Origin of the sequence: Quyinboa mangrovi (assembly GCF_042219825.1) — a bacterium.
In the GTDB taxonomy this organism is placed as follows: domain Bacteria; phylum Bacteroidota; class Bacteroidia; order Bacteroidales; family UBA5342; genus JBHJHP01.
This window is the reverse complement of the sequence record NZ_JBHJHQ010000005.1, coordinates 1-17,638: the sequence shown is the minus strand read 5'-3', so window position 1 is coordinate 17,638 and position 17,638 is coordinate 1. Positions and strand designations below refer to the sequence as shown.

At 39.4% G+C, this 17,638-nt stretch carries 7 protein-coding genes; all 7 read left to right on the top strand.

Annotation, left to right across the window (positions count from 1 at the left end):
- Positions 1-43: 43 nt before the first annotated feature.
- Positions 44-3,172 carry a beta-galactosidase, LacZ type gene (gene lacZ, locus ACE1ET_RS11450; RefSeq protein ID WP_375728546.1) on the top strand — a complete coding sequence of 1,043 codons (3,129 nt, stop codon included), beginning with the start codon at positions 44-46 and terminating at the stop codon, positions 3,170-3,172.
- A 199-nt stretch (positions 3,173-3,371) separates the two neighbouring features.
- Positions 3,372-7,499, top strand: coding sequence for a hybrid sensor histidine kinase/response regulator transcription factor (locus ACE1ET_RS11445; RefSeq protein WP_375728545.1), 4,128 nt, complete (start codon positions 3,372-3,374; stop codon positions 7,497-7,499).
- A 202-nt stretch (positions 7,500-7,701) separates the two neighbouring features.
- Positions 7,702-8,889 carry a glycoside hydrolase family 43 protein gene (locus tag ACE1ET_RS11440; RefSeq protein ID WP_375728544.1) on the top strand — a complete coding sequence of 396 codons (1,188 nt, stop codon included), beginning with the start codon at positions 7,702-7,704 and terminating at the stop codon, positions 8,887-8,889.
- 21 nt (positions 8,890-8,910) lie between these two features.
- On the top strand, positions 8,911-10,062 hold the full coding sequence (locus ACE1ET_RS11435; RefSeq protein WP_375728543.1) for a glycoside hydrolase family 88/105 protein: 1,152 nt from the start codon (positions 8,911-8,913) through the stop codon (positions 10,060-10,062).
- A gap of 39 nt (positions 10,063-10,101) precedes the next feature.
- Entirely contained in the window at positions 10,102-12,156 is a 2,055-nt protein-coding gene (locus ACE1ET_RS11430; RefSeq protein ID WP_375728542.1) for a glycoside hydrolase family 88 protein, read from the top strand.
- Between the two features lie 82 nt (positions 12,157-12,238).
- Positions 12,239-12,985: a tRNA pseudouridine(38-40) synthase TruA gene (gene truA, locus ACE1ET_RS11425; RefSeq protein WP_375728541.1), complete on the top strand. Its 747-nt coding sequence runs from the start codon at positions 12,239-12,241 to the stop codon at positions 12,983-12,985.
- A 367-nt stretch (positions 12,986-13,352) separates the two neighbouring features.
- A partial coding sequence (locus tag ACE1ET_RS11420; protein WP_375728540.1) for a LamG-like jellyroll fold domain-containing protein occupies positions 13,353-17,638 on the top strand: 4,286 nt, incomplete at its 3' end.

The following is a 17,638-nucleotide window of genomic DNA, read 5'->3' as shown; positions in this document are numbered from 1 at the left end:
CTTATGCATGCTAATAGAAATAAAACACTAAAAACAGAATAATATGATTAAAAAACCAATGACCTTTCTGCTGCTGTTTTGCGGATTGTTTATTGCAGTTTCATCATCTGCTAAGAGTCCCGACTGGGAAAATCCACAGATTTTTGGAATAAATAAAGAGGTGCCGAGAGCAACTTCAATGACTTATCCAACAGAGGAGTTGGCACTGGCCGATAATTACAGTGCGTCTCCTTACTACCAGTTATTGAGTGGCACCTGGAAATTCAACTGGGCCCCGAACCCATCGCAACGTCCAGCCGATTTTTATAAAACGGATTACGACGTATCGTGCTGGGATGATATTCAGGTTCCTTCCAACTGGGAACTGAAAGGTTATGGTATTCCGATTTATACCAATATTACCTATCCTTTTCCGAAGAGACCACCCCATATTCCACACGGGGACAATCCGGTAGGATCATACAAACGGAATTTTACCGTTCCTTCTAATTGGGATGGACGACGGGTGTATTTGCATTTTAAAGCCGGAACATCCGGGATGTATGTTTGGGTCAACGGAGAAAAAGTTGGCTACAGCCAGGTGACGAAATCACCTGTTGAATTTGATATTACCAAGTATGTAAAAAAAGGTGATAATCAGCTTGCGGTTGAAGTGTACCGGTGGACAGACGGTTGTTACCTTGAAGATCAGGATTTCTGGCGTTTGAGTGGTATTGACAGGGACGTTTTTTTGTATTCTACAGCTCAGGCCAGGATACAGGACTTTTTTGTAAAACCCGATCTCGACGATAAATACCGGGATGGTGAGATAAGTACTGATATTACCTTAAAGAATTTTGGCAAGGAAGATTTAAAGGGTATTGTGGCATTTACTTTATTTGATGCAAATGGCAACCGGGTTCTGGGGAAAGCAAAAGGTGTTGAAATTCCTGCATCCGGTGAATCCGTTGTGAATATTGACGGAAAAATAAAAGATCCTAAACTCTGGAGCGCAGAAACACCAGATTTGTATACGGTGGTTCTTACACTTCTTGATTCAAAAAAGAATATAATAGAATCGACCAGCACGAAAACGGGATTCAGAAAAGTGGAACTGATAGACGGTCAGTTGAGGGTTAACGGTAAATACATTGTAGTGAAGGGCGTAAACCTTCATGAGCACAACGATGTGACCGGCCATTATGTAACGCCTGAAACGATAATGAAGGACCTGAAGCAGATGAAGCGTCATAATATCAATGCCATTCGTACAAGTCACTATCCGCATTCCCCGGAACTTTATGCCTTGTGCGATAAATATGGAATGTATGTGGTAGATGAAGCTAATATTGAAACGCATGCAATGGGAGCAGAATTCCAGTCATGGTTTGATAAAAGCAAGCATCCTGCATATTTACCGGAGTGGGAAGCAGCCCACATGGACAGAATTAAACGTCTGGTTGAACGCGATAAAAACCATCCCTCAGTTATCATCTGGAGTATGGGAAATGAATGTGGTAACGGACCGGTTTTTTATAAAGCCTACGACTGGATAAAAGGTCGTGACAATACCCGTTTGGTTCAGTTTGAACAGGCAGGACAAAATAAGAACACAGACATAGTTTGTCCAATGTATCCTTCAATCAGGAATATGAAGGAATATGCGGATCGCCCCTCTGTTGACCGTCCCTTTATCATGTGTGAATATGCCCATGCCATGGGGAACAGTACCGGTAATTTTAAGGAATACTGGGATATTATCAACAATTCGCCAAATATGCAGGGCGGTTTTATCTGGGACTGGGTTGATCAGGGTTTACTGACTCAAAACGATGACGGCGAAAGATTCTGGGGTTACGGTGGGGATCTCCTAAGCGGCCATCTGCATAACGATCAGAACTTTTGTCTGAATGGTGTTGTAAATCCTGACAGAACACCGCATCCGGGATTGAATGAGGTGAAGAAAGTTTATCAGAATATCAGGTTCATTCCGGTGAAACCGCTTGAAGGCGTTCTTAAAGTTAAAAACGAATACAATTATACTTCGTTAAATAAATTCAACTTTAAATGGGTGTTGCTGGAAAACGGAAAAGAAATTGCCAGCGATAAATTTAATGTGGATGCTGATCCTGAAACAACTCAACAAATAACTCTGAACCTGCCCGGAATTAAACCTGAAGCAGGAAAAGAATATGCATTGAATTTGTACGCTTATAAGAAAGATGCTTCGGAAATGATTCCGGCGGGATTCGAACTTGCTGACGATCAGTTTGAACTCAATAAGGATGCGTGGTTTAAAGCTGTGAACTACGAGGCCGCTTCAGGAAAACCGGCAATGAAAGATGAGAATGGTAAGATTATTGTTTCGGGAGATAATTTTGTGGTCACCTTTAATAAAGAAACCGGTGAAATGATCGGCTTTGTTTCACATGGAAAGGAACTGATTGCTGCTGCTCCACGTCCTAACTTCTGGCGCGCTCCGGTGGATAATGACTTTGGTAATCATATGCCTGAGAAACTGGCTGTATGGAAGAAGGCCGGTAAAGAAGCGATGCTCAAAAATTTCTCGGTTGAAGAAGGTAATGACGTTGTAACTGTAAAAACCGCGTATGATCTTAAGGATATAGTTGCTGATTATTCCGTGGATTACACTATTAATAGCGCAGGAGAAGTAAAAGTAGACGTGTCATATAAAACTGATGCGGAATTGCCTGAAATGCCTCGGTTTGGAATGGCAATGGTTGTTTCTCCGGGTTTTGAGGATTATGTATATTACGGACGCGGACCATGGGAAAACTATGCCGACCGTAATTATTCATCGCATCTGGGAGAATATACGAGCAAGGTTCAGGATCAGTACTTTGCTTACATCCGGCCACAGGAAAACGGTAATAAAACTGATGTGCGATGGTTGTCGCTGACTGATAATTTTGGTGATGGTATTGTCGTAAAGGGTATTCAACCATTGAGTGTTACGGCTTTGCATAATCCTGTTGAAGATTTTGATCCGGGAAGATGGAAAGCACAGCGTCACACAACAGATATTAAGCCGCATAAGGAAATCTACCTGTATGTAGATCTTGCACAGCGTGGTGTAGGTGGTGATGACAGTTGGGGGCGTTTGCCGCATGATCAATACAGACTGCAGAATAATATGTATACATATAGTTATATTCTAAGCCAGGCGAGATAAGATCTGAAAGAATTTTAAATGAGGTGCACAGGTTTTTTTAACTGGTGCACCTTTTTTATTTGAGTAAAACCAATTGTATTCCAACAGCTTCTTGTAATCAAAAATGATTTGTGTAAATTTGTCCGGTAGGTATACGTAGAAAATATTGAATTTGGTCTAACTCCTGCTATTCAACTGATCTAAAATTAAACAACTTAAAATGCAACGACTGATATCTGCCTTGGTTATTGTATCATTTTATTTAACAGGTTCTTTTGCTCAGAAAATACTTGATTTTAATAAGCTGACTATTGATGACGGGTTTACGAGCAGCCGGGCCAATGTAATTCTTCAGGATAAAAAGGGGTTTATCTGGTTTGGGACATGGAATGGTCTAAACAGATATGACGGATATGAAACGGAGATTTTTAAACCAAAATATCACGACTCAACCACAATAAGCAACCGTGAGGTAACTGCACTACTGGAGGATCACGTTGGGAATATCTGGATTGGGACAACCTCGGGGTTAAACTGTTATAATCCGCAGTATAATTCGATGAAACGTTATTCTTTTCAGTATCGGATTTTGGCTTTGTATCAGGATGAGGATAAAAAAATATGGGTTGGAACCAATGGGGGTGGTTTATATCTGCTTGATCCAGAGACAGGTGAAAAGGAGCATTTTCTCGGGGCAGATGTAATTAGTGATATTTATGAAGATTCACGGCACATTTTCTGGATTGCCACTTATCAGGGATTGCTCAATTTTGATCGTTCCAGCAAAAGTTATGTTCGTTTTTTGCCAGAAAGGAATAATCCAAATTCCTTAAACAATAATACAGTTACTCAGATTGTGGAGTCGGAAGATCATAATTTATGGATCGGTACATGGGGAGGTGGACTGAATAAAATGGTTTACAATGAAAACCAGGACAGCATTAAATTTTATGCTTACAATAATTATTCGGGAAACAGATCACTTTCGGCTAACGTAATATATCAGCTTTATTACGATAATTATGGAAATTTATGGGCAGGCACATGGTCTGATGGCTTATATCTTCTTGAACGTGGGGAGCAGGGAAAGACACCGGATAAAGCCTTATTCCATTCATTTAAACATGATCCTGCCAACTCATTCAGCATCTCAGGAAATAATATAACGGCTTTATTTGTTGATCGCTCCGGTATTTTATGGGTAGGTGCGGCGAATATAGACAGAGCCAGTATAATAAAGAATGGTTTTACACGGTATAAAACCTCCAGGCTGGTTAACGGTAATGTCCAAGAGAACACTGTTCGTACTTTAATGGATGTTGATGGAAAGCTATTAGTGGGTACTTCCAATGACTTGCAGATTTATGATTTTGTATCAGACAGATATGCGATACATAAAAGCATAAGCAGACCTGTGTATTCATTCAGAAACATGTTCTTCGGTTCATCTTCAATACTTGATATAGCTCAGGATGAGCAGGGAATATGGGTTGGAACTGACGATGCAGGATTAATATTGTATCCGGGTAAAAGTGCCTTGCTGAATAAAAGCCCCCGTTTTATCTTTTTAAATTCTTCAACAACACCGCGTTTACCTGGCAATAAAATTGGAAATGTGGTTGCTTCCAGAAAGTATCCGGGCGTGCTGTGGGTTGGAACTGCTCAAAGCGGGATGGCTAAACTTTTGTATTCGAACAAGAAAAAAGAGACGGTTATCTGGACCAGTGGGAGCTATAGTAATTCCTTGTCAGATAATAATGTCAGGGCAGTTCTTGAAGATAAGGACGGCATTGTGTGGATTGGAACTCAGAATGGTTTAAACAGATTAGATCCTGAAACCGGATTTATAGAAAAATATCATTATTCATTCAGTGATACAGGGTCAATAAACGATAACGTTATTAATGTACTGTTTGAAGACTCCTTTGATAATCTATGGATAGGAACAAATTCAGGGCTGAATAAGAAGGTTGAGTATGTGGCAAAAAACGGTAAAAGACAAATCTATTTCAAAGGATATCCAACGATGAATCATTTGGATGATGAAATTATCTCGAATATTGAAGAAGATGATGAAGGAAATCTTTGGTTGGGCCTCTATCAGGGTGTGATAAAGTTTAATATTCTAAAGGATACCTTTGTTAAAGGTTATTTTTCGAAGGATTATCAAAGGATAATAATTAACCGGAATACATGTATAAAAAACAATTCAGGAGAACTGATATATGGTGGTGCAAATGGTTTTATGACCATGAAAACGGATAGTATTTTGCCTTCTTCAGTGCCACCACGGGTTGAGTTTACAAATATATTTGTGTTCAACAACGATCTGGGAAATAAAGAAACAGCAGAAAAATATGGTGTGGATCAAACGATACCTTTTGTTAAAACCTTAGACCTTTCCTATAAGGATAAAATTTTAAGGGTGGAGTTTTCTGCAATGGATTTTAAAAGCCCCAAAAAGAATACATATTCGTATATACTGGAAGGTTTTGATGAAATGTGGAACGATGCAGGAACAAGGAACTCTGCAACCTATACCAATATAAGTCCGGGAGAATATACATTTAAGGTCAGGGCAACGAACAGCGATGGTATTGAAAGCAGTGAACCGGCTGAATTAAAGGTGATTGTTGCTTCACCATGGTGGAATACAACTTTTGCATATATTGTTTTCGGGTTGTTGTTGATAGGGCTGCTCTATTTCTTTAAACAATATTCCATCATTGAAGTAAGGCAGAAAGGCAAAATTATGCTGGAACATTTACAGTTCGAAAAGGAGCATGAACTAAATGAGGTGAAGTCACGGTTCTTTACAAATATTACACACGAATTCCGAACACCCTTAACGCTCATTCAGGGACCTGCTGAGGAGCTTGTTAAGAATACAGAACTGCCACCTAATGCAATAAAACAGGCCACTTTGATTCAGCGTAATGCACAAAGATTATTGAGACTTGTCAATCAGCTGATGGAATTCAGAAAGGTTGAGCAGGAGAAAATGGAAGTTTATTTTCAGAAGACAAATGTGAACGAGATTATTAACGATCTGTTCGAGTCATTTAAAAGTATGGCTGATTCCAAGAATATTAATCTTAAGCTTGAGGTTCCTGCTTCGGTCATTTATGCTGATGTTGATATTGATAAATTTGAAAAAGTACTTTACAACCTTGTTTCTAATGCATTTAAATACTCTGAGGATGGAGGCATTATAACTCTGAGGGTTTTTGTGGAAGAAACATCCGTTTCAGAAAAATCTCTGATATTGGAGGTGGAAGATACAGGCATTGGAATTGAGCAGAAATACCAGGAAAAAGTCTTTGAGAAATTCTTTCAGGCAAACAGTAAACAGACGCAAAGTACGGGTGGTATAGGCCTGTTTTTATCGAAAGCTTTTGTTGAATTGCATGGAGGAAATATTGAACTGGATAGTGAGCCGGGTAAGGGAAGTTGTTTCAGAGTTATTCTCCCTGATTCTCATGGCGTCGAAGATATGCAATCAAATGATTTGGGAATCTCTGAGGTGTCTGCAGAAGAAGTTGAACAGGATGAAGTTACCGATAATATAAGTCATACATCTTTTACGCAACCGAAAGTTTTGGTTGTAGAAGACGACGGGGAATTGAATGAGTTTATTGTTTCCGGTCTGGAAGATGAGTTTGAGGTCGTTGGCGTTTATAATGGAAGAGAAGGCTTTGATTCGGCAAAGAAGAATGAACCTGATTTAATTATTTCAGATATAATGATGCCGGAATTGGACGGAATTGAGATGATGAAGGCTTTACGCAAGGATTTTTCAACTTCGCATATTCCAGTAGTATTTTTAACTGCAAAAACAATGCGGGAGGATGAAATACTTGGATTGAAGCTGGGGGCGGTTGATTATATACATAAACCTTTTAATCTGATTTCTCTGAGGCTAAAGATTCAGAATATTCTGGAAAACAGACAACGGATAAGGGACAAAATAAAAGCCGATCAACTTCTTGAACCGGAGGAGATTGAGCTGACCTCATTGGATGACAAATTTCTTAAAGAGGCCGTTGAGGCTGTCAATGATAATATTGATGATACCTCATTCGATGTTGAAAAATTCAGCATGGTGATCGGTGTCAGTCCTAATAAGGTTTATCGGAAAATTAAAGCTTTAACCGGACAAACCGCCAAGGAATTTATCCGTAATCAAAGGCTTAAAGCCGCAGCTAAAATGCTGTTGCAAAACAAAAGATCTATCTCCGAAATTATATACATGGTTGGCTTTTCAAGTCCTTCGTATTTTACCCGCTGCTTTAGAGAGTATTATGGTTGCACCCCAAAAGAGTATATAGAAAAAGGGGGTGATGTTTAAATTTTTAGCCGGTTCCCTAATTATTAATATTATTCATGGATTGATACATCGTTTTATCAATTTTGTGATAGTGTATGTTGTGTTTTTGATATAGCATTAATTTTTATAGGTTTATTTTTGGTACAGGTTAAGTGCGGCCGAAACAGACCAGAGGATTTGTGCCGGTTATTAATTATGGATCACTAATATAACAGGAGCTACTATGATACTAACCCGAATGCTAAAAAAATATACCAAATATTTGTTTTTTGCGATGGCAGTTGCCACAATGGCGTTAAGTTCATGTAATGTGAAATCAGCAAATGGAAAAGTTACAGGTTCTAATCATGAATTTCAACCCGGAGAGTTATGGTTTGATACGGATAGTGTACACATTAATGCTCATGGTGGAGGTGTCCTGGTTTATGATAACCGCTATTATTGGTTTGGTGAACACAAAACACAGGGGCGAAGGGGAAATACTTCACTGCAGGGTATAAGATGTTATTCATCGGATGATCTGTATAACTGGAGGAACGAGGGTATTGCACTGGCAACAGTTGATGAACCCGGTCATGATATTGAGCCGGGAAGTGTAATGGAGCGCCCAAAGGTGATTTACAATGCATCCACAAAAAAGTTTGTTATGTGGTTTCATCTCGAATTAAAAGGGAAGGGCTATTCCGCAGCACGAACTGCTGTAGCCACATGTGATAAGGTTACGGGGCCATATACGTACATCAGATCATACCGTGTAAATCCCGGAATTTGGCCCATTGAATTTACGGATGAACAGAAAAATGCAACATATAGAAGCGATCTGGAATGGTGGACTCCGGATTGGACTGAAGCTGCTAAGAATGGATTGATGGTTTCACGTGATTTTGAACCCGGACAAATGGCTCGTGATATGACCTTATTTGTAGATGATGACGGAAAAGCATATCACATTCATGCATCAGAGGAAAATCTGACTTTGCATATTGCCGAACTAACACCTGATTATACCGGTTTTACAGGTAAATGGACGCGGGTTTTTCCCATGGGGCATAATGAGGCTCCGGCAATTTTCAAACATCAGGGGAAATATTATATGATCACATCAGGTTGTACCGGATGGGACCCGAATGCTGCACGTTCGGCTGTTGCAGAATCAATTTGGGGACCATGGCAGTCGCTTGGAAATCCTTGTGTGGGTGAAGACTCAGATCTTACATTTCACTCTCAAAGTACCTTTGTTTTACCTGTTCCGGGTAAAGAAGATGCGTATATTTTTATGGCGGACCGCTGGAGACCAAGAAATCCGGTAGATGGGAGATATATTTGGTTGCCGCTTGAATTTGATAATGGCAAGCCGGTTTTGAAGTGGTATGATAAATGGGATCTGACCTTTTTTGATCAAAAGAAATAAATATAAACGGGAAATAGATTGATGATGAATTGGATGACTGTAAAAAGGATTACTGTTTTGTTACTGTTTTCAGGATTAGTATTGTCTTGCAAAAGTGAAGAGTTTGATTTGCCTTCGAAAGAGGAGGTTAAAACAGTAATTATTAAAGTTAACGACAACTGGCAAAAAAAGCATCCTGAACATGGCAGGGCATTTTGGGATAACGCAGCATATCATACGGGAAATATAGCAGCATATGAGATCACGGGAATCGACAGGTATCTGGATTATTCCGAGGCCTGGGCAGTGAAAAATGACTGGAAAGGTGCAACATCTGATGATAAGGCTGCATGGAAATACCACTATGGTGAAACAAATGATCATGTTCTGTTCGGGGATTGGCAGATTTGTTTTCAGACTTATATTGATCTTTTTAACTTAACGGAACCAAAAGATTCATCAAAAATTGCCAGGGCACGGGAAGTGATGGAATACGAAATGAGTACGGACAGAAACGATTACTGGTGGTGGGCTGATGGCTTATATATGGTAATGCCTGTAATGACAAAACTTTATAATGTTACAGGAAATGAACAGTACCTGGACAAGCTTTATGAATACTTTAAATATGCGCAAAGCATTATGTACGATGATGAAACAGGATTGTTTTACCGGGATGCCAAATATGTATATCCCAGACATAAAACACTAAACGGCAAAAAGGATTTCTGGGCGAGGGGTGATGGCTGGGTGTTTGCAGGTCTTGCCAAAATAATTCAGGATATGCCGGATGCTTATGTGCACAAGACTGAGTTCATCAAGATTTATAAACGTATGGCAGCAACGCTTATTGCAGCTCAGCAACCGGAGGGTTACTGGACAAGGAGTATTCTTGATCCGGAACATGCACCGGGACCTGAAACAAGCGGGACTGCCTTTTATACGTTTGCCTTGTTTTGGGGTATGAATCATGGAATTCTGTCTGATGATGATTATCTGCCTGCCGCATTAAATGCATGGAAATATTTAACAACCACAGCCATTGATGAAAACGGCCGTGTTGGATACGTTCAACCCATCGGAGAACGTGCAATTCCAGGACAGATTGTCAATGAAAATTCAACATCTAATTTTGGTGTAGGAGCAGTTTTGCTGGCTGCATCTGAGGTTTACCGGTTTGTGAATAATAAGTGACACCGAATTTTGTAAAAAGTATCTCTTGAAATGACTCATATGAAATTTATTGCCGTTTTATTAGTATTTTTCTTCGCATTACCGTTACGGTTTTCAGCCCAGAATAAACTGCCGGAAAAGTCTGAAGTTATAGCCGTTCTTAAAAAAGTTAATAATAACTGGATGTCAACTCATAAGGATCCGGGCGACCGCGAATGGGCAAATTCAGTTTATTTTACCGGAGATCTGGATTTTTATAAGCTCTACCCAAAACACGATTATCTGGATTATGCTTTAACCTGGGCAAATAATCATAACTGGCAGCTAAGTGGCGGTACAACTACCGTAAATGCTGATCAGCAGTGTGCCGGTCAGTCTTATATTGAATTATATAATATTGATGGTTCGACTGATGAGAGTAAAATTGAAGCAATAGATGCTGCTATGACACGTATGGTCAACAGAGATATATATGATTCATGGTGGTGGATTGATGCCTTGTATATGGCAATGCCGGGTTTTGCAAAACTTGGAAACCTGCATAATGATACAGCATATTTTGAGCAAATGTATAAGCTTTATACAAATACAAAAGTGACCAGGAATCTTTATAATTCCAGTGAAGGGCTATGGTATCGGGATGAATCATTTTTGCCGGATCAGAAATTGACACCCAATGGTGAGGATATTTACTGGTCGCGGGGAAACGGTTGGGTATTTGCAGCTCATGTCAGGATATTACAACTTTTACCTTCTGATGAAAATCACAGGGATGAATATTTGGAAACGTTTACAGAAATGGCTCAGGCTTTAGTGCCGAGGCAACGGGATGATGGTTTTTGGAATCCCAGTCTGGATGATCCGGATGATTTTGGCGGACCCGAGACCAGCGGCACCTGTTTTTTTACCTATGGTCTGGCATGGGGCATCAATGCCGGAATTCTGGATAGTGCGATTTACTACCCTGTGGTTCAAAAAGCATGGGAGGGATTAGTAACAGTTGCACTACACGATGATGGTTACGTTGGCTATATTCAGGGTGTCGGATCCCAGCCTTCATCATCCCAGCCTGTAACATATAATTCAACTGCTGATTTTGGCGTGGGCGCTTTTCTAATGGCTGGCACTGAAGTAGCAAAGTTAGCTGTGGGTGTGATGCCACAACCTTCTGAATTTTATCTCGATTCCCTCGTGGTTGTGGATAATTCAGAAATACAGGTGTTCTTTAACAAAAGTGTGGATGTGGTTAGTGCCACAGATCCTGAAAATTATTCAGTGACGGGAAATATTCAGATAAATAATATTACTGCCGGAGATAATGATAGCAGTGTAATACTTAATGTCACAGGATTGGAGCCGGGAAGCTATACCCTGCTTGTAGAGGATGTTTTGAGTGCAGATCACAACACTCTGGAAGTAGGCGAATTTCTTAATTTCGTATATAGCGGTGAGGTGAAAATAGTGGATTACAGCAATTATCAGCCAAATACAAGTAATGTGCCTGAAAACACTCTGGATTTCAATTTTAGTACACGTTGGTCATCAGAAGGGACCGATGAATGGATTATATATGATTTGGGAGAATTGAAAAATATTGAATCAGTTGACATTGCATTCTATAATGGGAATATTCGTAAAACTTTTTTTGCCATTGAGGTGTCTTCTGATGGTATAAATTTTACAGAAGTTTTTAATGGTGAATCCAACGGTATGACCCCGGATTATGAATTTGAAAATTTTGATTTTGAAGATGTTGACGCAAGATACGTTAAATATCATGGTTTTGGCAACAGCAGCAATTTATGGAACAGCCTTACGGAAGTAAAGATTAATTATTCCGATTTAATTTCCGGTATTGACATGCCTGAGTTTCATGCTTCAGGCGTTAAACTCTATCCGAATCCTTTGGTGGGATCACAGTTTTATATTGAATCCCGGTATAAAACGCAGAATAATTACGTTGAAGTATTTGACGTAGCCGGCAAACTGGTGCTGCTTGAAAAGAATGTTAAACAGGAAGAAGACAGGCTTTGTGTTCAGAATATAAAACTGCAGCCTGGTGTTTATACTGTACAACTCAATCGTAAATCCAGTGCAAGACTTTTGATAAAGTGATAAGTAATTATACGATTTGTATTACTTTTAACCCTCTGACTTATCCGGAGGGTTTTATGTATATGGATTTTAACAGGTATAATTGAAACGGCGTTATTTTTTTAAAATCAGTTTTAAAGGTACTGCTTTCCATGGTTGGCAAAAGCAACATGGAGTGCAAAGTGTACAGGAGACAATAGAGATGGCATTGTCAAATGTACTTAAAAAGGAAGTGCATATTGCAGGTTGCGGGAGGACAGATGCCGGAGTTCATGCGTCGCAGTATTATTTTCACCTTGATTTTAATGAAGAATTACAACCTGATTTTTTGTTTGTGATCAATAAAGAATTGCCTGAAGATATTTCAGTCCATAAAATATTTGAAGTGGAAAGGAATTTACATGCACAGTTCAGTGCCATTCAAAGAACATACACCTATAAAATTCATACGGCTAAAAATCCTTTTTTATGTGAACTGAGCGCGTATTATCCGCTCGAAAATTTCAATGTTAGTGTAGTTCGAAAGGCAGTTAAATGTTTAACCGGAATGTTGAATTTTAAAGCTTTTTGTATCACTCCGGCAAAACATTCTAATACTGTATGTACAATTTACAGTGCATCGTTTACTGAAGATCCGGCGCTGAACGCATACGTATTCCGGATTTCTGCTGATCACTTTCTACGGGGTATGATCAGGATAATTGTGGGTAAACTTATTGAAATAGGATCAGGCAGAATGACTGTAGCTGAGTTTGAACACCACCTTAATACCGGAGAACGGTTTAAATTTATGAATCAGGCCTATCCTCAGGGATTGTATTTGTCTGAAATAGGGTATGAATCTGAATAATTTTATCGATGAAAAACTAACAAAACCGGAAATTATTGGGTAGTAATCTTACGCTATTTTTATAAATTTTTACATTTTCTTATTGAATTTTAAAATCCTTTCTGTATTTTTAGTGACTGTATGTGAAAAACAAAAAGTGAATTTTTACTCTTAGTGCTAACTAAATTTATTAAGTATGAAAAAACTTTACACGCTTAATATGCTTGTGCATATATTATTCCAATGTTTTTATTTAGAAAATTAATTCCAGGTAATGGGTTTAATGCTTGTTTATTTAGTCAATGCGCTTTGACTAATTTGAAGAAAATCCAAATTATTTAATATTATACAAATCAATTAATTTAATGCTAAAATTAAACTATTTATTATGAGACGTTTAAACACATTTTTATTGGTTTTGGGTCTTTTTGTCTTAACAGGCATGAGTGCACAAAATCTTTTGTTAAACGGTGATTTTGAATCGTGGGACGATGTCAACACACCAACCAGTTGGCCGAAGGCTGAGAATGTATCTCAGGAAGCCGATGCAGATAGTATTCATGGAGGTACGTATTCTGCAAAGCAACTTGGAGGTACGAATGATCTTGGACAGGGAATATCAGATATTATTCCCGGCAGATCTTACAAAATCACAATGTGGTACCAGGTTACCGATGGTGATGGTACAGATGCCAGGATATGGTCATATTGGCTTAGTAATGGCAGTAACTTAACTGATAATGCAGATGAACTTAGAGGTCCTAACAACAGCTATTTTGATAATAACGGTGGTGTATGGTCGTCATACTCTACTACAGTAGTTGCACCTGCAACTGCAGATAGTTTCTATTTTGAAGTCAGAACTTATTCAGGAGCGGTTGTTAATTATGATGATTTTTCTTTTGAGTTATTATCAGCGAGTGCACCTGTAATTGCTGATGTTACAGTTGATCCTGTATCTGTTACGTCTTCAGATGATGTAACCGTTAGTGCTACCGTTACCGATGATGGAACAGTGGCAAATGTGGGACTGGTTTGGGGATTAACTTCAGGCTCAACCGATAATCAGGTGGTTATGAGCAATGGAGGTTCAGGCGATGTCTATACAGGTACAATACCTGCACAGGCGGATGGAGCAACCGTATATTTTACTGTCGGAGCTATGGATAACGATAGTGAAACTTCTTCTTCGGCAGAAATGACCTATGTTGTAAGAGATCCATCAATGGCTGCTTTACCTTACACACAAACTTTTGATGCTGATCTTGGCGACTTTTATGCTTACAGCGTATCCGGTGATACCAAGGATTGGTACTATGCAAGCGGTTATGCTGCAGCTAACGGCTTTAACTCGGGTGATGAAGAGATCGACTACCTTATTTCCCCGGCATTTGATCTGACAGGAACCATGGATGAGGTTATCTCATTTAAAACATGGCGTAAATATGGTGTTGATGATGATGCTGATAATTATCTGAAATTATACTATTCAACTGATTACGCTGGATTGGGTGATCCATCAACTGCGACATGGACAGAAGTATCCGGAACAACTTTCCCTACAACTGCTGAGGCAGAAACATGGACGAAATCAGAGGATGTTGATGTTTCAATGGCAGAGGGAGATAATGTACACTTTGCATTTGTTTATAAATATCAGGCTGGAAACTATGTTCAATGGGAAGTTGACAGTGTGGTCATCAAGGAAAAAGGTGTATTAAATGACGAAGCTGCGGCTGTAAATTGGGTATTTGATCTGGGTACAGCTGATCAGAAAGCAACATATACCGATTCTACATTATGGGATCCTGAAGAAGTTACTGTTGGAAGTAATTTTAGTTACAATGGAACTGAAGGATGGAGAGGAACGAACGGAGAATATGTGCTTCCAACATTCACCAGGGTTGCGTCAGCATCAAAAAGTTACGACAACCCAAGTGCAGATAATATGGTATCTTTTGTTATCAATCCAAAGGCTGATTTAACCTTTAAACCAACCAATATCTCATTTGATTGTGCACGATTTGGAACAGATGGTGGTAAATTCAATCTTTACTGGTTGTCGCCGGATGGAACACAAACAGCGTTTGGTCCTGTTGACTTCCAGGGAAACAGATCGACAAAAGTTGATGATTATACCCATATTGATATTGATGTTTCAGGATTAAATTTCCCTGCAGGCATGGGTAGTTGTGCATTGCAAATAAACATAACTGAATTAGATGCAGGAAAAAGCGTTGGTTTTGCCAATATACAGATTGACGGATTGTTAAGTGGAAAATTATTCGTTCCATCGGCTGTCTTAATGCATTCATATACATTTGATGTAGCTGATACTGTAATAGATGTTGTAGGTGATGTTGATGGAATGATTAATGGTACTCCGACCATTGAGGACGGCGTATTTATCTCAGCGACCAACGGTGATTTTATCTCTTTTGATGGTGCCGCCCTTGCACTTAACACTTATAGTGCGATTACAACAGAAGCTTATGTGCGTGCCGGTGCAGGAACCAATCCAAGCTGGACAGTCTTCGCCTATTTTGGTGGAAATGCAGGTGCAAATGCATACCTCTTAACCATCGCAAGAGATGATAATGTAAGCCGTACAGAATATGTTGGTGGTGGCATAGTAAACGGACCTGAACTCGAAGATGGTAAACTGCATCATCTGGTAAGTATACTTGGTCCGGATACCATCTCATATTATATAGATGGCGATCTGGTAGGAAAAGTTCAGAATACTAAGTCCATATCAGATATGAGTACGGAAAATGCATGGTTATGTAAAGGCGGATGGCCTGATGCTACATGGAATGGTTCAATTTATGAATACAATATTTATGAAGGTGAACTTGATCCTCAGACTATCTCGGATAATGCTTATGCATTCCTAAGTCCTTCTGATGCACGTTTGGCTGAACTATCGTCGGCAGATGGGGAATTAATTCCAACTTATGATTCATTTAGATCCACTTATGTTCTTTCAGTAGCAGAAGGAACAACGAATGTAAATATAGCTGCTGTTCCTATGACAGCTGGTGCTACTGTAACAGGTGCCGGTGATGTGACAATTGAAGGAGCTGTTGACACTATAGAAATAAAGGTTGTATCTGTAGATAAAACGGATTCTATGATTTACACAGTTTATACAATGGTTTTAAATCCGGATTGCTATACACCACTTTATCCGTCACTGGAAAATCTGGTACAGGATCCTGAATTAACAGATATAAACTTATGGGGAGGCTGGGGAGCCAGAAGTATTTATTATGGTCCCGAAGCATATTGTGGAGCTAGTTGTGCATTGCTCGAAGCACCGGATAAAGGATGTAAAGCAGCACTTGATATTGCCAACTTTAAATGGAAGCCAAATACTACATATCAATTGCATGTAATGGTTAAAACAATTGACGGAAGTATTGGATTTCTTGCAAGTTCAGCTGATCCTAACTTTGGATTCTCAGTTGATACCAAAGGTGAATGGATGTTGGTTGATACAACCTTTACGACCGGACCTAATGCAGGAACAAACTTTTATAGTTTCAATACCTGCGATTTCGGTTCTAATTGTACTGCTGCCTACATCGATAATTATGAATTGTATGAATTACCACCATACACACTGGCTTTGGTAACAAAATCTACATCTGCATATGATGTTGCAGTTGCAGATTCTATTATAGCTCAGGGAGACTATCTGGTAACTACTTATATTCCTGATGGAGGTGACGGCGTAATTACTATGGATGATGCAACTGCTTTAAGTGATTACGATGTTGTTATCATAGGGCGTAATATCGGCAGTGATAAAGTTGGTGCAGCGAAAGATGCATGGGATGAAGTTACTGCACCGGTGCTGTGTATGAATATGTATGGTATCAGGTCTAATAGTGGTAGAGCATTCTGGACACCAACTCAGGTTGCCAATAACATAACAGCGAACGCAGATACTGTGTTGAAAGCACAGATAGTTAAGCCGACAGATGCTGTGTTTGACGGTATCACAGAAACGACTATTGATTACTGGAATGGCATGTTCAGTATATTTGCTCCGGACACAGAAGGTGATGATGCCGGTAACGGTGAGTTGTTGATGACATCAACAATTAATGAGCCTTTATTTATACGTTGGGAAAAGAATGTTGAGTTCTATCCTGGCGCCGGTCATTCTCCAAAAGGAGATCGTACTTATCTGGGTAACGGTAATGATAATACAGAAGTTGTTTACTTTGGTTTCACTGAAGTAGGAAAAACAATTTTCTTTAATGAGTTAGAGAGAATGGCATCAGGTGAACCTGTCGTTATTCCAAGAGTTAAGAAAGTAGCTTATGTACAGAAATCTGGTAAAACAGTAGTAGCCACAGCAGCCGATCCGTACAATGATCCGATTGTGGAAATGCTGAATGCAGATGATAACTTTGAAGTAACCGTTATTCAGCTGGGAGCAGATGACACAACAGATCTTGGTGGATACGATGTAGTGTTAGCACAGGAAACCTTTGGTTCAGGAGATGCTGTATGGAAACCAGGTAAGGTACTTGGACTTGCCAGTATCGAGGTTCCGTTTGTATATAATAAAGTATATGCATTGAAAGATGGTAAAGCTTTCAGTGGAGGAGCCACAGGAGGCGTAGCAGAAGTAGCAGATTCTCCGTATCTGGTAGTTGATCC

Bases quoted from the DNA above. Each gene is read 5' to 3' on its own strand.
- lacZ (WP_375728546.1), top strand. From the start codon at position 44: ATGATTAAAAAACCAATGACCTTTCTGCTGCTGTTTTGCGGATTGTTT.
- ACE1ET_RS11445 (WP_375728545.1), top strand. From the start codon at position 3,372: ATGCAACGACTGATATCTGCCTTGGTTATTGTATCATTTTATTTAACA.
- ACE1ET_RS11440 (WP_375728544.1), top strand. From the start codon at position 7,702: ATGATACTAACCCGAATGCTAAAAAAATATACCAAATATTTGTTTTTT.
- ACE1ET_RS11435 (WP_375728543.1), top strand. From the start codon at position 8,911: ATGATGAATTGGATGACTGTAAAAAGGATTACTGTTTTGTTACTGTTT.
- ACE1ET_RS11430 (WP_375728542.1), top strand. From the start codon at position 10,102: ATGAAATTTATTGCCGTTTTATTAGTATTTTTCTTCGCATTACCGTTA.